At 32.9% G+C, this 21,887-nt stretch carries 24 protein-coding genes; 21 read left to right on the plus strand and 3 right to left on the minus strand.

The features are described 5' to 3' along the window. The first annotated feature begins 25 nt into the window (after nucleotides 1-25). The 21 genes from FA046_RS12965 (at nucleotide 26) to FA046_RS13065 (ending at nucleotide 18,422) form a co-directional block, all read left to right on the plus strand. On the plus strand, nucleotides 26-898 hold the full coding sequence (locus FA046_RS12965) for a DUF3078 domain-containing protein (RefSeq protein WP_136826940.1): 873 nt from the start codon (nucleotides 26-28) through the stop codon (nucleotides 896-898). Between the two features lie 315 nt (nucleotides 899-1,213). Further along, entirely contained in the window at nucleotides 1,214-1,945 is a 732-nt protein-coding gene (gene ubiE / locus FA046_RS12970; protein WP_136826941.1) for a bifunctional demethylmenaquinone methyltransferase/2-methoxy-6-polyprenyl-1,4-benzoquinol methylase UbiE, read from the plus strand. Continuing rightward, nucleotides 1,942-2,703, plus strand: a complete 762-nt coding sequence (gene porT / locus FA046_RS12975) for a type IX secretion/gliding motility protein PorT/SprT (RefSeq protein ID WP_136826942.1) — start codon at nucleotides 1,942-1,944, stop codon at nucleotides 2,701-2,703. The genes ubiE and porT overlap by 4 nt, the downstream gene beginning before the upstream one ends. Nucleotides 2,704-2,748: 45 nt before the next feature. Further along, a complete protein-coding gene (locus FA046_RS12980) occupies nucleotides 2,749-3,510 on the plus strand; it encodes an SDR family NAD(P)-dependent oxidoreductase (protein ID WP_136826943.1) in 762 nt (253 codons plus the stop codon). Nucleotides 3,511-3,610: 100 nt separating this feature from the next. Next, on the plus strand, nucleotides 3,611-4,060 hold the full coding sequence (locus tag FA046_RS12985; protein WP_136826944.1) for a GatB/YqeY domain-containing protein: 450 nt from the start codon (nucleotides 3,611-3,613) through the stop codon (nucleotides 4,058-4,060). Between the two features lie 120 nt (nucleotides 4,061-4,180). Further along, nucleotides 4,181-4,936 carry an alpha/beta fold hydrolase gene (locus FA046_RS12990; RefSeq protein WP_136826945.1) on the plus strand — a complete coding sequence of 252 codons (756 nt, stop codon included), beginning with the start codon at nucleotides 4,181-4,183 and terminating at the stop codon, nucleotides 4,934-4,936. A 5-nt stretch (nucleotides 4,937-4,941) separates the two neighbouring features. Further along, complete coding sequence (locus FA046_RS12995) at nucleotides 4,942-5,604, plus strand: CBS domain-containing protein (RefSeq protein ID WP_136826946.1); 663 nt, start codon at nucleotides 4,942-4,944, stop codon at nucleotides 5,602-5,604. Nucleotides 5,605-5,704: 100 nt separating this feature from the next. After that, the gene (locus FA046_RS13000) at nucleotides 5,705-6,586 is read left to right on the plus strand and encodes an NAD kinase (protein ID WP_136826947.1); all 882 of its coding nucleotides are present in this window, start codon (nucleotides 5,705-5,707) and stop codon (nucleotides 6,584-6,586) included. 9 nt (nucleotides 6,587-6,595) lie between these two features. Next, entirely contained in the window at nucleotides 6,596-7,390 is a 795-nt protein-coding gene (porG, locus tag FA046_RS13005) for a type IX secretion system protein PorG (protein ID WP_136826948.1), read from the plus strand. Between the two features lie 19 nt (nucleotides 7,391-7,409). After that, on the plus strand, nucleotides 7,410-8,150 hold the full coding sequence (locus FA046_RS13010; protein WP_136826949.1) for an isoprenyl transferase: 741 nt from the start codon (nucleotides 7,410-7,412) through the stop codon (nucleotides 8,148-8,150). Between the two features lie 60 nt (nucleotides 8,151-8,210). Beyond that, a complete protein-coding gene (gene bamA, locus FA046_RS13015; protein ID WP_136826950.1) occupies nucleotides 8,211-10,733 on the plus strand; it encodes an outer membrane protein assembly factor BamA in 2,523 nt (840 codons plus the stop codon). A gap of 24 nt (nucleotides 10,734-10,757) precedes the next feature. Continuing rightward, nucleotides 10,758-11,285, plus strand: coding sequence for an OmpH family outer membrane protein (locus FA046_RS13020; RefSeq protein WP_136826951.1), 528 nt, complete (start codon nucleotides 10,758-10,760; stop codon nucleotides 11,283-11,285). A 53-nt stretch (nucleotides 11,286-11,338) separates the two neighbouring features. Continuing rightward, nucleotides 11,339-11,851 carry an OmpH family outer membrane protein gene (locus tag FA046_RS13025; protein ID WP_136826952.1) on the plus strand — a complete coding sequence of 171 codons (513 nt, stop codon included), beginning with the start codon at nucleotides 11,339-11,341 and terminating at the stop codon, nucleotides 11,849-11,851. 111 nt (nucleotides 11,852-11,962) lie between these two features. Further along, nucleotides 11,963-12,775 carry a glutamate racemase gene (gene murI / locus FA046_RS13030; RefSeq protein WP_136826953.1) on the plus strand — a complete coding sequence of 271 codons (813 nt, stop codon included), beginning with the start codon at nucleotides 11,963-11,965 and terminating at the stop codon, nucleotides 12,773-12,775. Nucleotides 12,776-12,890: 115 nt separating this feature from the next. Beyond that, complete coding sequence (locus FA046_RS13035; protein WP_136826954.1) at nucleotides 12,891-13,298, plus strand: cytochrome c maturation protein CcmE domain-containing protein; 408 nt, start codon at nucleotides 12,891-12,893, stop codon at nucleotides 13,296-13,298. A 9-nt stretch (nucleotides 13,299-13,307) separates the two neighbouring features. Next, on the plus strand, nucleotides 13,308-15,749 hold the full coding sequence (locus FA046_RS13040) for a heme lyase CcmF/NrfE family subunit (RefSeq protein WP_136826955.1): 2,442 nt from the start codon (nucleotides 13,308-13,310) through the stop codon (nucleotides 15,747-15,749). A 2-nt stretch (nucleotides 15,750-15,751) separates the two neighbouring features. After that, nucleotides 15,752-16,540, plus strand: a complete 789-nt coding sequence (locus FA046_RS13045) for a Rossmann-like and DUF2520 domain-containing protein (RefSeq protein ID WP_136826956.1) — start codon at nucleotides 15,752-15,754, stop codon at nucleotides 16,538-16,540. Between the two features lie 19 nt (nucleotides 16,541-16,559). Further along, entirely contained in the window at nucleotides 16,560-16,892 is a 333-nt protein-coding gene (locus FA046_RS13050) for a 2Fe-2S iron-sulfur cluster-binding protein (RefSeq protein WP_136826957.1), read from the plus strand. An 11-nt stretch (nucleotides 16,893-16,903) separates the two neighbouring features. Continuing rightward, nucleotides 16,904-17,146, plus strand: a complete 243-nt coding sequence (gene iscX / locus FA046_RS13055; protein WP_136826958.1) for a Fe-S cluster assembly protein IscX — start codon at nucleotides 16,904-16,906, stop codon at nucleotides 17,144-17,146. Nucleotides 17,147-17,313: 167 nt separating this feature from the next. Continuing rightward, nucleotides 17,314-17,853: a KdsC family phosphatase gene (locus FA046_RS13060; protein ID WP_136826959.1), complete on the plus strand. Its 540-nt coding sequence runs from the start codon at nucleotides 17,314-17,316 to the stop codon at nucleotides 17,851-17,853. After that, the gene (locus FA046_RS13065) at nucleotides 17,850-18,422 is read left to right on the plus strand and encodes a Maf family nucleotide pyrophosphatase (RefSeq protein WP_136826960.1); all 573 of its coding nucleotides are present in this window, start codon (nucleotides 17,850-17,852) and stop codon (nucleotides 18,420-18,422) included. Before FA046_RS13060 ends, FA046_RS13065 begins: the two co-directional genes overlap by 4 nt. 2 nt (nucleotides 18,423-18,424) lie before the next feature. Here FA046_RS13065 and FA046_RS13070 read toward each other — a convergent pair whose 3' ends face one another. The 3 genes from FA046_RS13070 to FA046_RS13080 all read right to left on the minus strand — a co-directional run bounded on the left by FA046_RS13070 (nucleotide 18,425) and on the right by FA046_RS13080 (nucleotide 21,654). Then, nucleotides 18,425-19,351, minus strand: coding sequence for a Ppx/GppA phosphatase family protein (locus FA046_RS13070; RefSeq protein WP_169303370.1), 927 nt, complete (start codon nucleotides 19,349-19,351; stop codon nucleotides 18,425-18,427). Between the two features lie 78 nt (nucleotides 19,352-19,429). Then, nucleotides 19,430-20,743, minus strand: coding sequence for an ABC transporter permease (locus FA046_RS13075; RefSeq protein ID WP_136826962.1), 1,314 nt, complete (start codon nucleotides 20,741-20,743; stop codon nucleotides 19,430-19,432). Between the two features lie 8 nt (nucleotides 20,744-20,751). Beyond that, nucleotides 20,752-21,654 carry an ABC transporter ATP-binding protein gene (locus FA046_RS13080; RefSeq protein WP_136827053.1) on the minus strand — a complete coding sequence of 301 codons (903 nt, stop codon included), beginning with the start codon at nucleotides 21,652-21,654 and terminating at the stop codon, nucleotides 20,752-20,754. Between the last annotated feature and the right edge of the window lie 233 nt (nucleotides 21,655-21,887).

The raw sequence follows: 21,887 nt of genomic DNA on the forward strand, positions 1-21,887 counted from the left end.
AAACCAATGATAAAACATCAAAACCATGAAAAAGCTATTCTCAACAAACGTGATTTTCATAGCTATGCTATCAATTTCACAAGCTCAAGAAGTAAAAGTAGAAGTTAAAGAAGGTTGGACAAAAAAAGGGAATATCTCTATTCTTTTTAATCAATCTACTTTTAGTAACTGGTTAGCCGGAGGCGAAAACAGTATTTCCGGAAATTTGGGCGTTAATTATGATTTTAATTACAATAAAAATAATTGGACTTGGGATAATAAGCTACTGGCGTCTTACGGTATAGTGAAAACAAAAAATAGCGCCTTTGAGAAGAAAACCGATGATAGACTAGAATTTAATTCTTTGGCAGGGAAGAAAATATCGGGTTTTTGGTATTATTCTGCCATTTTAAATTTTAGAACCCAAATAGCAAAAGGATACATTTATGATGTTACAAATGGGGTAGAAACCCGAATAGAAAACACAAATTTTTTATCCCCAGCATTTTTAACAGTTGGTCCGGGTTTGCTATGGAAGAAATCAGATAATTTGAAATTTAATTTAGCTCCCTTAACTTCTAAATTTGTGATTGTTGATAAGGATTTTACCTTGCCTGATAATGCTTATTTTGGGGTGAATGAGGGGGAGAGCTTAAGATATGAACTAGGCTTTTATGCTTCAGGCTATCACAAATTTAATATTATGGAAAATGTTTCGGCAGAAAATATTTTAAATCTTTATGCTAATTACCTCGAAGATCCTCAGAACGTAGATTTAGATTATCAGCTTAATGTTATTCTTAAAATTAATAAATACCTGTCTACAAATGTTGCTTTTCAAACTATTTATGATGATAATGCTTTCAAGGGTTTCCAAGTAAGGCAAGTTTTTGGAGTTGGACTCAATTTGGGTTTTTAAGTTAAATAGACCATTTTTTAATTGATGATGCTTGTATTGTAAGATAGCTTTATAAGTTTCAAACCAATATAAATAGGCTGTTTATTGCATAGGTAATAGAAAATTATGCTCTGTAATCTCTGTGTTTTCTGTGGTTAAAGTTTTACTGTTACAGATTAATCTCCATGTTTGGTGTAAAATTGGTTATTATCTATTTACAGGAGATTTCATAAATACAGCGAATAGTTTAAAAACTTTGTTCCTTTTTTTTGGTTTAAGTTTAATCTATCATTGTATAGTTCAACACCATAAATACATTATTGTATCTTTGCAAAAATGGCACAAAACGTAACACCGTATAAAAATCAGCAGGCTACTAAAAAAGAACAGGTAGCTACCATGTTTAATAATATTTCTAAAACTTATGATTTTTTAAATCATTTTTTGTCTTTAGGGATAGATATTATTTGGAGAAAACAAGCAATTAAAGAGTTAGCAAAAGACCAACCAAAAACTATTTTAGACGTAGCCACCGGTACCGGCGATTTTGCTTTTGAAGCTTTAAAAATGTTAAAGCCAAATAAAATTATAGGCGTTGATATTTCTAGAGGGATGTTAGATATTGCCGATGAAAAAATTATTAAAAGAAATAAAAGTGATGTTTTTGAAGTTCGTTTAGGTGATTCTGAAAAGCTTTTATTTGATGATTCTTCTTTTGATGCGGTTACAGTAGCTTACGGAGTAAGAAATTTTGAAAACTTAGAAAAAGGAATTGCAGATATGTTGAGGGTGTTAAAGCCTGGCGGAAAAGCAGTTATTCTCGAATTTTCTAAGCCAAAAGCTTTTCCTATTAAACAACTTTATCATTTCTATTTTAATTCGGTTACGCCAACTGTAGGCAAAATATTTTCTAAAGATGCCAGTGCTTATACTTATTTACCCGAATCTGTAAATGCATTTCCAGATGGAAAGAGATTTACCGATTTAATGGATAAAGTAGGTTATAAAAATACCAAATGTAAACCATTGGCGTTTGGGATATGTTCCATCTATACAGGTATTAAATGATCAAAAAGAAGGTTTTTTTTTGTTTCTTATGCTTTCTTTTTTCTTTAAAGATATTTGCTCAGGGTAATTATGGCGGAGGTGTAGATGATGAAAATTTGCATTTTGGTTTTAGTTTTCAATACATAGGATCGGAATTTAAAATTCAAAAAACAGCTAATTGGAGAGCTCCTTTTTATGAAGATGGAGTGAAAGTAACCGATTCTTTGGTCAGCATTCGCTCGGCAAGTAATCCCGGGTTTGGGATTGGCTTTGTTTCCGATTTATATATTACACCAAATCTTAATTTCAGATTTACGCCCAATTTAGTTTTTGCAGATAGGGTTATGGATTATGAATTTGCCGATAAAGCATCTTATGATCAAGCAGGTGTGCAATCTCCAGAAGGTTTTACCAGAAGAACAGTTTCTTCTACCATGGCCGAATTTCCGGTTTCTTTAAAGTTGAAATCAGATAGACGAAATAATTTTAGAGCTTACATTCTTGCCGGCGCTAAATATGGAATAGATGTTGCTTCTAAAAAGAAGGCAGATGACAAGGGCGAACTGGCAATAAATAAATTTCTTAAAAATTCAAAAGGTATTCTTTCTTACGAGCTTGGGATAGGTTTTGACCTCTACTTCGAGTATTTTAAATTGTCTCCAGAGATAAAGTTGAGTAACTCTATCAACAGTATTTTGAAACAAGAAGACCATCCTTACGCAAGTCCAATAGATAAACTTTATTTAAGAAATTTTGTCTTCAGTCTGTATTTCGAATAAGGTATTTTTTTATTTAATTTCTTAAATTCACACAAAAAAATATTTATGTCAAAAATTGCCCTCATTACCGGCGCTACATCAGGAATTGGTAAAGCTTGCGCAGAAATTTATGCGCAAAATGGTTATCAATTAATTATTACAGGAAGAAGAGCAGATAGATTAGCCGAATTTAAAGATCAGTTAGAAAGTGATTATCCTGTTAAAGTTAAAACGCTATGTTTTGATGTGAGAGACAGAAATGAGGTGGAAAAAAACTTACAAGCTTTATCAAACGATTTAAAAAAAGTTGATATTTTGATAAATAATGCAGGTTTAAGTCAGGGATTAGATTCTTTACAAAATGGTAATTTAGATGATTGGGATACCATGATTGATACCAATATCAAAGGTCTTTTATATGTTTCTAAAATAGTTTCTAATTGGATGATTGCCGAAAAAAAAGGCCATATCGTAAATATAGGATCTATAGCAGGTAAAGAAGTTTATGCAAACGGAAATGTTTATTGCGCTACAAAACACGCTGTTGATGCATTAAACAAAGCCATGCGAATTGATTTATTGCCACATGGAATTAAAGTGACAGGAATTCATCCGGGAGCTGTAGAAACAGAGTTTTCTATTGTTCGTTTCCATGGTGATGAAAAGAAAGCGGCGAAAATTTATGAAGGTTATGAACCCTTAGTTGCACAAGATATAGCCGAAACCATTTATTTCACAACCAGCAGACCAAGCCATGTTAATATTAATGACTTAGTAATTATGCCAACAGCGCAAGCATCAGCTTTTTATTGGAATAAAGAAGTGTAGTAAGTTTTAGTTAGTTTTTAAATAGTTGGAAGTCTAATAGTATTTTCAAACCATCAAATCTAAAGGAAATCAAATTTTCAAATCAAAAAATCAAATCAAAATGTCATTAGAAAATACCGTTAATCAAGATATAAAAACAGCAATGTTAGCTAAGAATGAAACTTCTTTAAGAAGTTTAAGAGCTATAAAATCAGCTTTATTATTAGCCAAAACAGAAAAAGGAGCTGCTCAGGAATTAACAGAAGAAGCAGAAATTAAGGTTTTGCAAAGATTGGTAAAGCAAAGAAAAGAGTCGGCAGATATTTACACCAGCCAAAACCGAGCAGATCTTTACCAAATTGAAGCCGATGAAATAGAAGTTATTGAAAAATATTTACCAAAACAGCTTAGTCAAGAAGAATTAAACAGTTATATTCAAGGTTTAATTACTAAGTTAAATGTGACATCCGTAAAGGAAATGGGTAAAATAATGGGTGCAGCTAATAAAGAGCTTTCTGGTAAAGCAGATGGTAAAGCCATCTCAGAAACCATTAAGAATTTGCTGAATTAATTTAAGTGAGTAGAAATTAAAATATATTTTATTGAGTAATAAATTTGGTTTTTATACTCAAATTAAAAACAGACTATTAACTTAGCACAAGTTACACACACAATATTTTTGTGAATTTATATGGAGTATATCATTAAGGAAGAGAAAGGTTTTAGTTATATTGAAGAGGGCGAGGGAGAAGTTTTGTTATTACTCCATGGATTAATGGGTGCTTTAAGCAATTGGGAAGGCGTAATTGAGGAGTTTAAAGGGAAATATAAAGTGGTAATTCCTATGCTTCCAATTTATGATTTGCCATTATTAACAACAGGCGTAAAATCATTAGCGAAATACGTACATAAATTTATTAAGTATAAAGAATTTGATCAGGTTATACTTTTAGGTAATTCATTAGGCGGACATGTTGGCCTAATTTATGCGCTTTCTCATCAAGAGATGGTAAAAGCACTAGTTTTAACCGGCAGTTCTGGATTGTATGAAAACGCTTTTGGTGGATCTTTTCCTAAAAGAGAAAGTTATGATTTTATTAAAGAGAAGGTACAAATCACGTTTTTTGATCCAGAAACAGCCACTAAAGAATTAGTAGATGAAGTTTATGAGATTGTAAATAACAGACATAAAGTGATTAGAATTTTAGCCATGGCAAAATCAGCCATAAGGCATAACATGTCTAAAGACTTGTCAAAAATTAAGATACCAGTAGCTTTAATTTGGGGGAAGAATGATAAAATTACACCACCAGAGGTAGCAGAAGAATTTAACCTATTATTGCCAGATTCTGAGTTAACTTGGATAGACCAATGTGGACATGCACCCATGATGGAACGTCCTAAAGAATTTAACGAAACACTTGTTAAATTTTTGGAAAAAATATAAAATTAATGATTTCAATTGAGCTGATTTCTAACGATATACCACCTGTAAAAACTTCTGATACTATTCAGACAGTTGCAGATCGTATGGCCGAATTTAGAGTGAATCATTTGCCTATTGTGAATGATCATCAGTTTTTGGGGCTTATTTCTGATGATGATTTTATAGAGATTAGTAATTACTCTTTGCCAGTAAGTGCTGTGAATTTGGCCTCCATCAATCCTTACATATTTGAAACCCAACATATTTATGATGCCATAAGGGTTTTTCATGAACAAAATCTTACTGTTATCCCAATTCTAGATCATAAAATGGAATATTTGGGCTTAATATGTATTAATGATATGATTAAGTATTTAGCTACGCTAACTTCGGTTACTCAGCCAGGCGGAATTATTGTTTTAGAAATTAATAACAGAGATAATTCTTTAGCACATATTGCTCAGATAGTAGAATCTGAAAATGCACAAATTTTAAGTTCATACACCAATGCAGTGCCCGATTCCATGAAAATGGAAGTGACTTTAAAGCTTAATAAAACAGATATTAGTCAAATTGTAGCTTCTTTTTTAAGATATGAATACGTTATTGTAGCTACCTACAATTATTCAGATAGAAATAATGGAGAATCAGATAGGTTTGATTCTTTTATGAATTATCTGAGTTTTTAGCAAAAAAAATTAAAAATCTTCATGAGCAAAATCTCAAAATCAACTATCTATTTGTATGAATTTGCTCATCTCTGGTGTAAAGCCTAAATAAATTAATCTCATGAAAATTGGTATTTACGGAAGGCAATTTAATAATTCAGTTTTACCCTACGTACAACAGGTATTTGACTGTTTAGTAGAACTAAAAATTGAAGTGCTGATCTATAAAGACTTTTACAATTTTGTAAAAGATAAATTATTTTTACCCACTCAGTTTACTTCTTTTGAGACCCATTTAGACATTAAAGATAAAGTAGATGTGATGATTAGTTTGGGTGGTGATGGCACCATGTTAGACACCGTTTCTATTGTAAAAGATTCTGGAATCCCAATGATTGGAATTAACTTTGGGAGGTTAGGTTTTTTAGCCAGTATCAACAAGGAAGGAATTAAATACGCTATAGATGCTATTGTAAATAATAAATTCACTTTAGATACCAGAAGATTACTCAAAGTAGAATCTAACCAAAAGTTATTTGGTGATTTAAACTTTGCATTAAACGATATCACCATTCATAAAAGAGATACGTCTGCAATGATTTTGATTCACTGCTATTTAAATGGCGAATTTTTAAACTCTTATTGGGCAGACGGATTAATTGTAGCTACACCTACAGGTTCTACCGCTTATTCTTTAAGTTGTGGTGGTCCAATTATCTTTCCAAGATCAGGCAATTTTGTGATCACGCCAATATCTCCGCACAATTTAAATGTACGACCAGTAATTTTGTCAGATGAAAACTCATTGACTTTTGAAATAGAAGGTAGAAGCTCAAAGCACTTATTAAGCTGTGATTCTAGAACAGAGGTTATTGATAACAATATAAGCATCACTATAAAAAGAGCCGATTTTGACATCAATTTGGTAAGGCTAAACAATGAAAGTTATCTATCTACGTTAAGAAACAAATTGCTTTGGGGTATAGATACCAGAAATTATTAAGCCATCTTAATGACATCATCTATTAAAGTATTTGTACTTCTTATGTTTTCAAGTGTTTTTTCAGCTTCTTCTCAAACTTGGGAAATAGGTGTTACAGCAGGTGGGATGGCTTATTTAGGAGATTTAAACCAAAATAATCTTCGCAAATTCAATCATCCTGCCGCAGGCGGGGTAATTAAAAGAAATTTTGATAGTAATTGGTCTTTAAAATTAGCACTCTTAAAAGGGAAAATAAGTGCCGATGAATCTATATCTCCTTATCAACAAGAAAGAGACCGTAACCTGAGTTTCTTTTCTCCTCTTACAGAAGGAAGCTTGCAAGTAGAATTTAATTTCTTTGATTACGGCTTTGATTATAGTCAAAAAAGATTTACACCTTTTTTATCTGCTGGGGTTTCTTTAGCAGTATTTAATCCACAAACAAATTATAACGGCACCAATTACGAATTGAAATACTACAATACAGAAGGACAAGAAAGTTATAATACTACAACTTATGCTATTCCTATTGCCGCAGGTTTAAAATATAATTTTGGGAGATACTTTAACATTATAGGTGAAATTGGATTTAGAGATACCTCCACAGATTATTTGGATGATGTAAGCGGTTATTATGCAAATTCAGCTGCTTTGCAAGGTAATTCCACACAAATAACAGCCCTTAGAATAGCACTTTCAGATAGATCAGTCAATAAAATAGGCGTTCCAGGAACTCAGAGAGGCGATTTTAGAAAAAAGGACAGTTATCTGTTTGCGGGTATAACCTTAACTTATACCTTTGTGAGCCAAAAATGTGCTTTTTAGTTTAATTCCCTTACCATTCATGAATTTTAGAGAAAAATTGAATCTTGATAAACTTCCACAACATGTAGCCATCATTATGGATGGAAATGGCAGGTGGGCAAAAGAAAAAGGGAAATTAAGAGTTTTTGGACATAAAAATGGAGTTTTAGCGGTAAGAGATACCGTAGAAGGGGCTGCCGAAGTTGGAATTAAACATTTAACCTTATATGCTTTTTCTACCGAGAATTGGAAAAGACCTAAATTAGAAGTTACCGCTTTAATGGAACTTTTAGTGAGTACCATCAATAAAGAAACTAAAACTTTAATGGAAAACAACGTTAAGTTAAACGCCATTGGAGATTTAGCATCGTTACCTAAAAGATGCTTTGCAGAATTGCAGGAAGCAATAGAAAAGACAAAAAACAACACACGTTTAACCTTAACTTTAGCTTTGTCTTACAGCTCTAGATGGGAAATTTTAAACGCTACTCAAAAAATTGCTGAAGATGTTTCTGCCGGAAAATTAAACCAAGAAGATATTAATGAGCAGCTTTTTGAAAGTTATCTATCTACAAAAGGCTTGCCCGACCCAGAATTGATGATAAGAACAAGCGGCGAACACAGAATTAGTAACTACTTGCTTTGGCAATTGGCTTACGCCGAGTTGTATTTTACACCTAAGTTGTGGCCAGATTTTAGAAGAGAAGATCTCTTTGAAGCTGTTTATGACTATCAACAAAGAGAACGACGATTTGGCTTAACCAGTGAGCAAATTGGCTAATTTTACATTTAACAAAATTTAACAAACATTAAAGCTAATTTAGCCGCCATAAACAAGTAAATGAAGAATTTTTTAATAATTATATTTTTTCTGAGCCTTTCTTTTAAAGGGTTTTCACAGGGTATCCCTAGTTTAAGACCATCTAGTTCAGAAAAGCCTTCTACAGAATTGGATTATCTTAATCCTAAAGAATACACCATTGGAGGTGTAAATATTAACGGCGTAAAATACCTTGATAAATCTGTTTTAATTACCATATCCAAATTAACAGTTGGAGATAGAATTACCGTACCCGGTGATGTAACGGCTAATGCGGTTAAAAATTTATGGGCACAAGGTTTATTTGACGATGTTTCTTTAGAGATCAACAGAATAAAAGATGATTCTATTTTCTTTGATTTAAACTTAGCCGAAAGACCAAGAGTTTCTAAAATACTGTTAATTGGTTTAGGAAAAAGTGAAACTGCAGATATTCAAGAAAAATTGAATAATCAAAAAGGAAAAATCGTAAATGAGAATTTAACCAACAATATAAACTCTATTATCACTAAATATTTCTCCGAAAAAGGATATTTAAATACAACAATTGATGTGAGTTCTGTAAACGATACATCAGATGTAAATAGCCGAATGGTGAAGGTTAAAGTGGATAAAAAAAGCAAGGTTAAAATTAATGCTATCAATATAGATGGCAATACAGATTTCTCTGATGCCAAGCTTAAAAAGTTTTTGAAAAAGACACATGAAAAAGCTTTTTATAAGGTTTTGGGTTCTGGTAAATTTTTGAAAGACAAATACGAAGAAGATAAAGATAACATGATAGCTAAAATGAGAGAAAAAGGCTATCGTGATGCTGAAATTTTATCAGACTCTGTTTATAAATTTGATGCTAAAACCGTAAACATTGACATCAAAATAAACGAAGGTCCAAAGTACTATTTTGGAAATATCTCTTTTGCCGGAAATGCAAAATATCCAACGTCAGTACTTAAGCAAATTCTTAAAATAGAAAAGGGTGAAGTTTTTAGTGAAGCTAAATTGGAAAAAACATTAAGAAGCAGCCCTTCAAGCGATGATGTTTCTTCAGTTTACTTAAATGATGGTTATTTAACTTTTCAAGCAGATCCAGTTCAAACAAAAATTTATAACGATACAGTAGATTTAGAAATCAGAATTTATGAAGGTCCACAATATACCATCAACAAAATTATTTTAAAAGGGAATGAGTTAACCAATGATAAAGTTGTTTTAAGAGAAATTAGAACAAAACCAGGTCAAAAATTCTCAAAAGATTTATTGGTTCGTTCTCAACGTCAAATTTCTCAGCTAGGGAATTTTGATGAACAAAAAATAGACATCAAACCAATTCCAAATCCAGCAGATGGTACGGTTGATATTCAATATACGGTTGTAGAAAAACCATCAGATCAAATTGAACTTTCAGGTGGTTTTGGTGGAGGTAGAGTAGTGGGAACTTTGGGCTTAACATTCAATAACTTCTCGGCTAAAAATCTATTCAATTTAAAGGCATATAAACCATTACCAAAAGGAGATGGTCAAAAATTAAGTATCAGAGGGCAAACCAATGGTAAATTTTATCAGTCATACAGTTTCTCTTTCTCAGAACCTTGGTTTGGCGGTAAAAAGCCAATTTATTTTGGAATAAGCGCATTTACCTCTTTACAAAGTAATGGCTTAAGTAACAGTAACCCAACCTTACAAAAAATCAGATTAAACGGGTTAACTTTTAGTTTAGGAAAGCAATTACAATTTCCTGATGATTATTTTAGAGTAGATTATGCCGCTAACTTGCAACAGTTTAAGTTGAGAAATTACGCCGGTTACTTATTTGAAAACGGAGATTCCTATGATTTAAGCTTAAGTCAGGTTTTAAGTAGAAACTCGGTTGATGTACCTATTTTCCCTACATCAGGTTCTAATATTAAATTTACAGTGCAAGCAACTTTACCATATTCTTCTTTAAATGGTAAAAACTATAATAATTTATCTACTTCAGACAGGTACAAATTTGCTGAATACCATAAGTGGAAATTTGAATCTCAATTTTTCCAAAGAGTTTATGGTAAATTGGTTTTAAAAGCTCAAGCTCAGTTTGGTTTCTTAGGCTATTACAATAAATCTGTAGGGCAAGCGCCGTTTGGTAGATTTAAAGTAGGTGGAGACGGTTTACAAGGATTTGACTTCTTACAAGGTTCAGAAGTGATTGGTTTAAGAGGATACTCTAACAACTCTGTAGTTCCAGAAGGTTCGGCAACTACAGCAGGTAGTCCAATTTTTAATAAATATGTAATGGAATTAAGACATCCGGTTACCTTAGGAGAATCTGCAACTGTATTTATTTTAGCTTTCGCCGAAGGAGGAAATACTTGGAATAAGTTTAGTGAGTTTAATCCGTTTAATGTGAAAAGATCTGTAGGGGTTGGAGCTAGAATTTTCTTACCTATATTTGGTTTGTTAGGTATTGATTATGGTTACGGTTTTGATGCCATTCCAGGAAATAGTGCGGCAAACAAAGGTCAATTCCACTTTAGTATTGCTCAACAGTTAGGTGGGTTTAATTAATTTTTGACAGAAAAAATTTAACCAATGAAAAGATATATTATTCTTACATTATTTACCGTTATGCTATCTGCAACTGCTTTTGCTCAGAGTTTAGTGTACGTAGATTCAGAATATATCTTAAAACACATACCAGAATATTCATCAGCTCAAAAACAATTAGATGCATTGGCATTACAATGGCAAAAAGAAATTGATGATAAATTTAAAGAGGTAGAGAAAATGCAAAAAGATTATCAGGCAGATGAAGTTTTACTGACTGATGATATGAGAAAAAAGAGACAAGAAGATATCAATCAAAAAGATAGAGAAGTAAAAGAATTTCAGCAACAAAAGTTTGGTTTTGAAGGTGATTTATATCGTCAAAAGATTAGATTAATAAAACCAATACAAGAAAGAGTAGCTAAAGCTATTGAAGAATATGCGGGCAGAGAAAACATTGATATTGTAATAGATAAAAGTACAGTAACCTTGTTATTTGCAAGAGCTAATTTTGATGGTACAAATGCTGTGATCACAAAAATGGGTTATAAACCCGGATCATTTGCTAAATAGAAGAATTTATTTTAAAATAGTAAAATCAAATTAAATACACACAAATAAGAAAGATGAAAAGATTATTCAAAATTGCATTAGTAGCTGGAGGTTTATTATTCGCGGGTAGCGTTGCAAATGCTCAACAAAAAATTGCACATATCAATTCTGCAGAATTAATTAAGGCGATGCCTGAAGTAGTAACTGCTGATAAACAATTAGAAACATTTAAAGGTTCTTTAGATGCAGATGGTAAAATCATGTATGCAGAATATCAAACTAAAGTGCAAGATTTTCAAGCAAAAGAAAAAACTTTAAGCGAAGCTTTAAAAGAAGCTAAAGTGAAAGAAATTCAGGATTTGCAAAAACGTATTGAGGAATTTCAACAAAAAGCTGGTGATGATTTTGAAAAGAAAAGAGGAGAATTATACGATCCAATTCTTAAAAAAGCAGAAGATGCAGTTAAAGCAGTAGCTAAAGAAAAAGGTTATGCTTACGTATTTGATACTACACAACCAGGTTTAGTTTATTTTGACGGTGGTATTAACATTATGCCTGATGTTAAAATTAAATTAGGACTTAAATAAGCGATAAGCCTTAGGCAAAAAGCTAAATGCGAAGTAAGTTTAAGCTTACTTCGCATTTTTTATTTTAATTATAATTAAAAGCCTTTAGCTTTAAGCCATAAGCTATACGAAATGAAGTCAAGTCAACCCATAGGTATTTTTGATTCTGGTATTGGAGGATTAACTGTTGCAAACGCCATAAGGCAAGTTTTGCCGCAAGAAAGTCTAATTTATTTTGGCGATACCGCTCACATGCCTTACGGTGATAAATCTGAGGAGGCGATCAAATATTACAGCTTAAAAATTGGAAAGTTCTTGGCAGAGCAAGGTTGTAAAGCAATTGTAATTGCTTGTAATACCGCGTCTTCTTTAGGCTATCAAGATTTAAAAGATTTTTTAGGTAAAGAACTCCCTATTTTAAACGTGATTGACCCAGTTGTAGAATTTTGCACCCATCAAGCTCGTTACAAAAAAATAGGGGTAATTGCTACCAAAGCTACCATCAAATCTAATGTGTATGCCAAAAAGTTAAAAGAAGCTTTACCAAATATAGAGGTACAATCTTTAGCTACGCCGTTACTTGCGCCTATGATTGAGGAAGGTTTTTTTGAAAACAACATCAGTAAAACCATCATTAATTCTTATTTATCTTCTACTAAGCTTAAAAAAATAGATGCTCTTATTTTAGCTTGTACTCATTATCCATTAATAAAAAGAGAGATTAATGATTATTACAACGGTAAAGTAGAAATTTTAAACACAGCCAGTATAGTTGCCGAAGATGTAAAACTAAAATTGCAGCAGCTAGATTTGTTAAATAACGCCACTTTAAAACCCAAGCATCAATTCTTTGTTTCTGATAAGACCAGTGCTTTTGAAACCAGTACCAGGTTGTTTTTTGGAGACAAAATTAGTTTGGTGCAAAAGAATATTTGGGATAAGTAAATCAGGATCAAAAATTATTTAGAATAATTCTTAATAGGTTAACAATCTTGTTATATTAACATATACACCCTGTGGTTTTGTATTTTTGTGGAATTATTGCTAATAAATAAAGGTTATGAAAAAAAGTTCAATAATAGGGATGATTATCATTGCAATTGCTATTGGAGTAATTGTAAGCACTTATGCAGATAGCAGCACTTACGGTTCTTTTTCTGATGCTCAGGAAACTCAAAAAGAATTACATGTGGTAGGTAAACTCATCAAAAATAAAGAGATGGTTTACAATCCACAGCAAGACGCTAATTACTTTTCTTTTTACATGAAAGACAACAAAGGGAAAGAATGTAAAGTTGTTTTTACAGGCTCTAAACCACAAGATTTTGAACGTTCAGAACAAATTGTTTTGACCGGTCAAATGGAAAACGGAAGCTTTCAGGCAAATAAAATTTTGATGAAATGCCCATCTAAATATACCCAAGATAAAATAGAAGTTACTGAGGTTAAAGCTCAGGTAAAAAGTTAATTTTTTTTAATGGATACACAATTTACAGGCGAACACCTGTTACCCGGTCAACTCGGTCAGTTCTTTATTGTACTTTCTTTTGGAACATCTTTAATTGCTTTATTTAGCTATTATTTCGCCACAATTTCCAAAGATAAATTAGATACTTCATGGCAAAAATTAGGACGATTAGCTTATCGTCTTAATCTATTTGTGGTTATTTGTATAGGAGTTTGTTTGTTCTATATCATCTATAATCACTTGTTTGAGTACCATTACGCTTGGGCTCACTCTTCTAAAACTTTACCAGTTTATTATATTATTTCTTGTTTTTGGGAAGGTCAGGAAGGCAGTTTTTGGCTTTGGACTTTTTGGCAAGCTGTTTTAGGCGTAATTCTAACCTTTAAAGCCAAAACATGGGAAAACAGTGTGATGACGGTTGTTTCTTTCTCGCAAGTGTTTTTAGCAAGTATGATTTTGGGAGTAGAAATATTTGGTATGAAAATAGGCTCTTCTCCTTTCATCTTACTAAGAGAAGCTATGGATGCGCCAATATTTTCTAGGGCTGATTATTTAACACTTATTCAAGATGGTAATGGTTTAAATCCATTATTACAAAATTATTGGATGGTGATACACCCACCAACATTATTTTTGGGTTTTGCCTCTATGGTAGTTCCATTTGCTTACGGAGTGGCAGCTTTGTGGGAGAAGCGTTATTCAGATTGGATAAAACCTGCAATGCCCTGGACCTTGTTTGCAGTAATGATATTAGGTACAGGAATTATTATGGGTTCATTTTGGGCTTATGAAGCTTTAAACTTCGGTGGTTTTTGGGCTTGGGATCCGGTAGAAAACGCATCTATAATTCCTTGGTTAACATTAATAGCAGGCGTACACGTGATGCTGGCTTACAAAAACTCTGGTCATTCTTATTTTACTGCTTTATTTTTGGTTTTAATAAGTTTTATACTGGTACTTTATGCTTCTTTTTTAACCCGAAGCGGAATTTTAGGAGAAACATCTGTTCATGCTTTTACTTCAGCAGGGATGGATATTCAACTATTAACGTATTTAGGCGTATTTTTTATCCTTCCCTTAGTTTTAATCATCATCAACTGGAAAAAATTACCCATCACCAAAAAAGATGAGGATACTTATTCCAGAGAGTTTTGGTTATTTATTGGTGCCATCACACTTTTAGTTTCTTGTATCCAAATTATAGCTACAACCTCTATTCCGGTTTTCAACACTATTTTTGGTACCGAGATAGCTCCTCCAACCAATGTTATTCAGCATTATAATAAGTGGCAAATAGCTTTTGCTTTTGCTATTGCAACTATCTCTGCATTTTCTCAGTTTTTAAAGTACAAAAAAACAGATGTCCGTAAATTCTTTATTAGTCTAATTGTTTCTTTTGTAGTTGCTGTTATACTTACAGGAGTTATTGTTTATGTGACAGAGATTTATCAAAATGTAATGTACATTTTACTAACATGGTCTGCGGTATTCTCTATTCTTTGTAACGCAAAAATTTTAGGCGAAGCACTTAAAGGAAAATGGAAATTATCAGGTTCTGCGGTAGCTCACATTGGTTTTGCTTTTGTTTTAGTTGGAGCATTAATTGCGGCAGCAAACAATAAAATTATATCAGTAAACAATACAGGTATTGGTTTTGGAGATGAATTTGCCAAGAGCAATAATCCCAGAGAGAACATCATTTTATACAAAAATGAGCCTGTAAAAATGAATGAGTACACTGTAACTTATCAGGGCGATTCTACCTCAGGAGTAAATACTTATTACAGGGTAAATTATAAGGTGATTGATGATAAGGGTGTGGTAAAAGAAAACTTTAGCTTATACCCAAATGCTCAACAAAATGCTAAAATGAAGCAGATTGTAGCGTCTCCAGATACAAAGCATTATCTTTTTCATGATGTTTATACCCATGTAAGTAGTGTGCCTTTAAAAGAAGAAGAACATCACGAAGACCATGAAGGGCATTCTGAGGATGAAGAATATCAACTTCCGGTAGTTCATGAAGTTTCGGTAGGAGATACCGTTCGTTTTAGAGATGGATTTGCAATTGTAAAAGCGGTTAATAAAAATGCATCTATTAAAGATATTCCCTTAACTAAAGATGACGTAGCTATAGGAATGAAACTAGAAGTTCAGTCTAAAAACGTTACGGTAGAAACGGAACCTATTTTCTTAATTAAAGGAAACGCAAAAGTAGATTTTGGTAAAAAAGTAGATGAATTAGGTCTTAAATTTAGATTCACCAATATTTTACCTGATAAGGATAAATTGGAATTAACGGTTTATGAAAAACCTAAAGCCGAAAAGAAAGATTGGATAGTAATGAAAGCCATTGTTTTTCCATACATCAATTTGCTTTGGGGCGGTACCATTATCATGATTGTTGGCTTTATACTATCTATTTTTAGAAGAGCTAAGGAAGTTAAGTAAATATGAAAATAGCAATATTGGGTTCGGGTAATGTGGCTTCTCATTTAAGTAAAGCCCTTATCAAAGCCGGTAATCCAGTAATGCAGGTTTGGAGTAGGCATCATGAAAATGCTGTTAATTTAGCTTTAGAAATTGGTGCCAATTCTATTCCAGATATTAAAGACATCAGCGAAAGCATAGAAGTAGTGATTATTGCGGTGAGTGATAATGCTATAGAAAATGTGGCTTCACAAATCCCTGTAAAGGAAAATAGGTTAATTATTCATACTTCAGGGACTACAGCAATAGCTATTCTTCAAAAATTTGGTAACCAATACGGGGTAATTTATCCCTTACAAACCTTTTCAAAATCTGCGGATTTAGATTTTAGCCAGGTTCCACTTTTTATTGAAGGAAATACGGCCTCTTCATTAGATAAAATATCAAATATCGCGAGTCAATTATCTGCAAAAGTTCAACCGGCAGATTCTCAAACCAGGGCTTTATTACATGTTTCGGCAGTATTTGCTTGTAATTTTACCAACCATTTCTATACTATTGCTCAGCAAATTTTGCAGGAGAAGAACTTGAGTTTTGATTTATTAAGACCCCTCATTCAAGAAACTGCTAATAAAGCGATGTTAAACTTACCTTCTACAGTGCAAACTGGGCCTGCCAAGCGAAATGATGAGCTCACCATGAATAAGCATATAGATTTATTGTCTTCCCATCCTCAATGGCAAGTAATTTATCATTTGATCAGTCAAGACATAGTAAAAAAGTATCATCCTCAACAAGCAGAGGACAAATAAATTGCTACTTTTGCCACACATGAATATTTATAAAGTAAAAATAAATTTCGAAGAAAAAGGTCACGAAACCATAGAGCTTCCTATTGCAGAAGGAGAGTCGGTTTTAGACGTTTGCTTAGATAATGGGATAGATTTACAACATAATTGTGGTGGAGTTTGCGGTTGCAGTACTTGCCATGTTTACGTAAATAATGGCGAAGATGCTATTCAGGAAATATCAGATAAAGAAGAAGATTTTATTGATAGAGCTGTAAATCCACGTATTAATTCACGCTTAGGTTGCCAATGCGTCATCATCGATGGCAATATTGAAGTCACCATTCCAGATCAATCTCAATTCTTAGGACACTAAATTTAAAAAACATGAATACAGATAAATTTGCATTACCCATCCACTGGAATGATCATGAAGACATCGCAATGGGACTTTATGAGAAGTTTGGAGATGATTTTGGCGAATCAAAAATTTACCGTATCCGTTTTACCGATTTGATGGAATGGGTGTTAGCACTTCCCAATTTTGTAGGTACAAAAGAAGAATCTAACGAAGGACATTTAGAGCAAATTCAATCTGCTTGGGTGTACGAGTGGAGAGATAATCAATAATTGGAAAAGCAAATTTTTGCTGTTAACCTTCTTCAGTCGGGCTGTACGCACTCGCTTTTTTTATGATTCCAAAAAATCATAAAAAAGAGCTCAAACAAATGCTGCCATCCCGTTTATTTAACTCAGGTCATTAAGCTCTTTATTCAGTTTCCTATTAAACTATTTCCATGTTAGAAAAACTAAAAGACATCACCACCTTTATTTTTGACGTTGATGGGGTATTAACCAATGGAAATATTTTAGTGACCGAAACTGGAGAACAATTACGTCAATACAACATTAAAGATGGTTATGCTATTCAACTAGCTATTAAAAAAGGATACCAGGTTTGTGTCATTACTGGGGCAAAAACTCAGGCTGTAAAATTGCGTTTAGAGGGTTTAGGCGTTCAGCATATCTATTTAAATGCTTCTTATAAAATGGAACCTTTTTTAGATTTTTTATCTAAAACCAGTTTAAAAAGAGAAGAAATAGTTTACGTGGGTGATGATCTTCCAGATCAAGAGATTATGGAGCAAGTTGCTATTTCAGTTTGCCCTGCAGACGGAGTTCAGGAAATAAAAGCTATCAGTTCTTACATTTCGCCGTTTTTAGGTGGAACCGGAGTAGCCAGAGATATTATAGAAAAGGTGTTGAAAGTACAAGGAAAATGGTTTATAGACAAACCAGACGCCGATGACGGAAGTTTAGATAAAGTGAAATTATGAGTCTAATCAAAAAGAAAATATACCTTGCCTCTAAATCACCACGACGCACAGAATTATTGCAGTTGATGGGTTTAGATCATCAAATTTTATTAAAAGAAGTCGACGAGAGTTTTCCATCTGATTTAGCGCTTGACCAAGTGGCTGCTTATATAGCAAAAAAGAAAGCAGATGCTTTTGAGCATCAAGCAGACGGAATAATTATTACCGCAGACACCGTTGTGGTGCTAAATAACGAGATTTTAGGGAAGCCCGATGATAGAGATGGCGCAGTAAAAATGTTGAAAAAACTGAATGGTAATATGCACTTGGTAATTACCGGAGTAAGTTTAAAAACTGCCGAAGAAACCATCAGCTTTAGCGACACCACCGAAGTTTATTTTAAAGAATTAAGCCAAGCAGATATTGAGTTTTATGTTGATCAATATCAACCTTATGACAAGGCTGGCGCTTATGGTATTCAAGAATGGATAGGATTAGTAGCTATTCAAAAAATAGTAGGTTCTTATACCAACGTAATGGGCTTACCCACCGAAAAGCTATTTGAAAAATTAAGACCTTATCTTTCTTAATCTCAAAAATCACTCATTAATAAACCTTCTTTAAGAGAAAAAGTACAGGTGATTACTTGTTTTAAATTAGATTTTTCTAAAACGTATTTGGTTAAAATAGAAGCCATTAAAATCATATCTACTCTTAAAGGAATCAAACCCTTCATTTCTTTTCTTTCTTGATGTGTAGAAGCAATGAGTTCTGCCAATAAATTATTAAAGGCATCAAAATTAAAATCAAAGTGATTGGTTTTATTTGTGTCAAAAACAGCATCATTTTTAACAGCAATTAATTCGGCAAAAGTATCAAAAGAGCCTGCTGTTCCAATTAAACTTAATGCTTTGTGTTGGTGAAGTTGCTCAAAAAGATCAACCAATTGTGCTTCAAAGTGCTCGTAAATTTGATGAATGGTTTTTGGAGAGATAGGGTCTTCTTGGTAAAAGTCGGCAAGTAATCTGGCCGCTCCTAAACGGTAACTTTTTTTCCAAAAAACAGCGTTTTCATTACAAATAATAAATTCGGTACTGCCGCCACCAATATCCATAATAAGAGTAGTTTCAGCACTCAATACTCCCGCTGCTTTGGCGCCTAAATAAATATATTCAGCTTCTTTTTGGCCATCAATAATTTCAATTTTAATATCGGCCTTAGCCAAAACCTCAGCAATAAATGCTTTTCCATTCGTTGCGTCTCTTACGGCAGCAGTGGCCGTAGCTTTTACAAACTGAATATGATGTGCATCTAATTCTTTTCTAAACTGAATGAGAGCGGCTATTCCTCTTTGATAAGCAGCATCAGCAATAAAGCCTTTATTTACGCCACCTTCCCCAAGTTTTACAGCAATGGTGTTTTTATGGATGACAGAAATTTTCTTTTGATCTGAAACCTCTGCAATCAACAAGTGAAAAGTGTTGGTGCCAATGTCTATAACTGCTTTTATTGTGCTCATTTTTTTAATTAAAAAGTCCATGGACAATAGACCATGGACTAATTTAGATTTTACTTATAACTTTTTACTGATAACTTTCTACTCCTTATAAGAAAACCATTTGGCCAATTCTTTATAAGTTACTTTTTTGCCATACATTAAAATTCCAACTCTATAAATTCTGGATGCCACCCAAGTAGTAAATACAAAGCCAACTACCAATAAGGCCATTGATAAAGCAATTTCCCAAGCTGGTACACCAAATGGAATACGAATCATCATGGCAATAGGAGAGGTAAACGGAATCATCGACATCCAAAAAGAAAGTGTGCTATCTGGATTGTTCACAATCACATTCATCCCAATAATAAAAGTAAAAATTAGTGGAAGCGTAATAGGCAACATAAATTGCTGTGTTTCGGTTTCATTATCCACCGCCGATCCAACTGCCGCAAATAAGGCACTGTAAAGCAAATATCCTCCTAAAAAGTAAAAGAAAAACGTTCCAATAATGAGTGGGAAATTAATGGTATCAGCAGCTTTTAAAAATTGCTGAACTTTATTACCTGAATTAATCTCTTTCATATCAGGATGATTGGCATCTTTCTTTATTCCTTGTTCTGTTTTTGCTTTATCATCTGTGTTGATATAACTAGAAGCCAAGGTAGATAAACCTGTACTTAAGATAATCCATAATAAGAATTGTGTTAAGCCAACAGCTCCAATTCCTAATATTTTACCCAGCATGAGTTGAAAAGGTTTAACAGATGATACAATAACCTCAATAATTCTACTGGTTTTTTCTTCAATTACGCCTCGCATTACCTGTGCTCCATAAATGAAAAGCGCTAAGTAAATCATAAAAGCGGCTAAAAAACCTACTACATAAGTTGCGCCCAAACTGGCATCTTTTTCTCCTTCATCTGTTAACTGTTTGGCGTTTATAGATACTTTTGCGTTTGAGCTGTTCAATACCGAGGTGTCTATCCCGGCAGCAATTAATTTTTTGTTTCTAAGTATAGATTCCATCTGGGTTTCAATATCATCTACTATAGAAATACTCGGTTTCTTTTCGGATATGACTTCTACTTTTCCGGTTTGTGCATAATCTGATGGGATATAGAGTAAAAAATCTTCTTTTTCTTTTCTAATTGCCTTTTTTGCCTGTTCATAATCTTCATTGAGGTAGCTAAAGTTAATATTAGAAGTATTGTTAAATTGATTTTTAAAAATTCCAGATTGGTCTATCACTTTAAAATCTTTGACATCGCTATCTTTATTTGCAGTAAGATAAACTACCAATGTCATCATGCCTATAAATAATGAAGGCACTAAAAAAGTAAGGATTAAAAAAGATTTCTTTTTTACCCTGCTTAAATATTCTCTTTGTATAATTAGAAATACTTTGTTCATGAGGAGGCTTAGTTTAGATGTTTAACTTTTTCAATAAAAATCTCGTTAATAGTTGGAATCACTTCTTCTAAATAACTTACCCCAGTTTGCGGAATAAGCTCTTGTAAAACATCATTTGTAGTAAATCCCTCTTTAAGTTTGATTGTTAATTTCTCACTTTCCTCTATTGAAATGGTATTTATTAACTCAAAAGTTGCTGAAGATGATGCTTTGAAATTAGCACTTACACCAATATGATAAGTGTTATTTCTATAAGCGTTTTTTATTGATTTTACGCTGCCATCTAATATTTTATGAGATTTATTAAGCAAAGCAATGTGGTCACAAAGTTGCTCTACAGATTCCATTCTATGGGTAGAAAAAATAATAGTAGAGCCTTTTTGGTTCAGTTCTAAGATTTCATTTTTGATGATTTCTGCATTTACAGGGTCAAAGCCCGAGAAAGGTTCATCTAAAATGATTAATTCGGGCTCATGTAAAACTGTGGCCACAAACTGTACTTTTTGCTGCATTCCTTTGGAAAGATCTTCTACTTTTTTATTCCACCAGCTTTGCATTTCCATTTTCTCAAACCAAAATTTAATTCTTTTGGTGGCTTCAGCTCTGCTTAGTCCTTTTAATCTGGCCAAGTAAAGCATTTGTTCGCCAATCTCCATTTTTTTATACAAGCCACGTTCTTCTGGCAGGTATCCAATTTTATTGATATGAGATTGATTGAGCTTTTCGCCGTTAAAAAAGATCTCTCCTTCGTCGGGTCCGGTAATTTGATTGATAATTCTGATTAAAGATGTTTTGCCTGCTCCATTTGGACCTAATAATCCAAAAATTTTCCCTTGTTCAACTTCCATGCTTACATGGTCTAGGGCTCGGTGTTTAGCGTACTCTTTAACAATGTTTCTGATACTTAACATGTACGAGGTTTTGTTTAGTTTGATCATTAGATGAAATAAGTGGCTATTTATTACATCAGACTATTCAACTTCTTGAAAAAATAATTTAAAATAAAGGGCTATTTGTTTTATTTGGCTAGTATTCAGACAAATATTCATGCGAAGAACAATAAAAAATCACGCAAAGGGCATAAAAAAAATGATCTTATGACTTTGCGTGAAATAAATAGCTAACTTTTAAATTATAAAGCGCT

This window comes from Pedobacter cryophilus (assembly GCF_005116455.1).
Classification (GTDB): Bacteria; Bacteroidota; Bacteroidia; order Sphingobacteriales; family Sphingobacteriaceae; genus Pseudopedobacter; species Pseudopedobacter cryophilum.

What these genes read in the sequence shown, in the direction of transcription:
- FA046_RS12965 (WP_136826940.1), top strand. Translation starts at nt 26, where the DNA reads ATGAAAAAGCTATTCTCAACAAACGTGATTTTCATAGCTATGCTATCA.
- ubiE (WP_136826941.1), top strand. Translation starts at nt 1,214, where the DNA reads ATGGCACAAAACGTAACACCGTATAAAAATCAGCAGGCTACTAAAAAA.
- porT (WP_136826942.1), top strand. Translation starts at nt 1,942, where the DNA reads ATGATCAAAAAGAAGGTTTTTTTTTGTTTCTTATGCTTTCTTTTTTCT.
- FA046_RS12980 (WP_136826943.1), top strand. Translation starts at nt 2,749, where the DNA reads ATGTCAAAAATTGCCCTCATTACCGGCGCTACATCAGGAATTGGTAAA.
- FA046_RS12985 (WP_136826944.1), top strand. Translation starts at nt 3,611, where the DNA reads ATGTCATTAGAAAATACCGTTAATCAAGATATAAAAACAGCAATGTTA.
- FA046_RS12990 (WP_136826945.1), top strand. Translation starts at nt 4,181, where the DNA reads ATGGAGTATATCATTAAGGAAGAGAAAGGTTTTAGTTATATTGAAGAG.
- FA046_RS12995 (WP_136826946.1), top strand. Translation starts at nt 4,942, where the DNA reads ATGATTTCAATTGAGCTGATTTCTAACGATATACCACCTGTAAAAACT.
- FA046_RS13000 (WP_136826947.1), top strand. Translation starts at nt 5,705, where the DNA reads ATGAAAATTGGTATTTACGGAAGGCAATTTAATAATTCAGTTTTACCC.
- porG (WP_136826948.1), top strand. Translation starts at nt 6,596, where the DNA reads ATGACATCATCTATTAAAGTATTTGTACTTCTTATGTTTTCAAGTGTT.
- FA046_RS13010 (WP_136826949.1), top strand. Translation starts at nt 7,410, where the DNA reads ATGAATTTTAGAGAAAAATTGAATCTTGATAAACTTCCACAACATGTA.
- bamA (WP_136826950.1), top strand. Translation starts at nt 8,211, where the DNA reads ATGAAGAATTTTTTAATAATTATATTTTTTCTGAGCCTTTCTTTTAAA.
- FA046_RS13020 (WP_136826951.1), top strand. Translation starts at nt 10,758, where the DNA reads ATGAAAAGATATATTATTCTTACATTATTTACCGTTATGCTATCTGCA.
- FA046_RS13025 (WP_136826952.1), top strand. Translation starts at nt 11,339, where the DNA reads ATGAAAAGATTATTCAAAATTGCATTAGTAGCTGGAGGTTTATTATTC.
- murI (WP_136826953.1), top strand. Translation starts at nt 11,963, where the DNA reads ATGAAGTCAAGTCAACCCATAGGTATTTTTGATTCTGGTATTGGAGGA.
- FA046_RS13035 (WP_136826954.1), top strand. Translation starts at nt 12,891, where the DNA reads ATGAAAAAAAGTTCAATAATAGGGATGATTATCATTGCAATTGCTATT.
- FA046_RS13040 (WP_136826955.1), top strand. Translation starts at nt 13,308, where the DNA reads ATGGATACACAATTTACAGGCGAACACCTGTTACCCGGTCAACTCGGT.
- FA046_RS13045 (WP_136826956.1), top strand. Translation starts at nt 15,752, where the DNA reads ATGAAAATAGCAATATTGGGTTCGGGTAATGTGGCTTCTCATTTAAGT.
- FA046_RS13050 (WP_136826957.1), top strand. Translation starts at nt 16,560, where the DNA reads ATGAATATTTATAAAGTAAAAATAAATTTCGAAGAAAAAGGTCACGAA.
- iscX (WP_136826958.1), top strand. Translation starts at nt 16,904, where the DNA reads ATGAATACAGATAAATTTGCATTACCCATCCACTGGAATGATCATGAA.
- FA046_RS13060 (WP_136826959.1), top strand. Translation starts at nt 17,314, where the DNA reads ATGTTAGAAAAACTAAAAGACATCACCACCTTTATTTTTGACGTTGAT.
- FA046_RS13065 (WP_136826960.1), top strand. Translation starts at nt 17,850, where the DNA reads ATGAGTCTAATCAAAAAGAAAATATACCTTGCCTCTAAATCACCACGA.
- FA046_RS13070 (WP_169303370.1), bottom strand. Translation starts at nt 19,351, where the DNA reads ATGAGCACAATAAAAGCAGTTATAGACATTGGCACCAACACTTTTCAC.
- FA046_RS13075 (WP_136826962.1), bottom strand. Translation starts at nt 20,743, where the DNA reads ATGAACAAAGTATTTCTAATTATACAAAGAGAATATTTAAGCAGGGTA.
- FA046_RS13080 (WP_136827053.1), bottom strand. Translation starts at nt 21,654, where the DNA reads ATGTTAAGTATCAGAAACATTGTTAAAGAGTACGCTAAACACCGAGCC.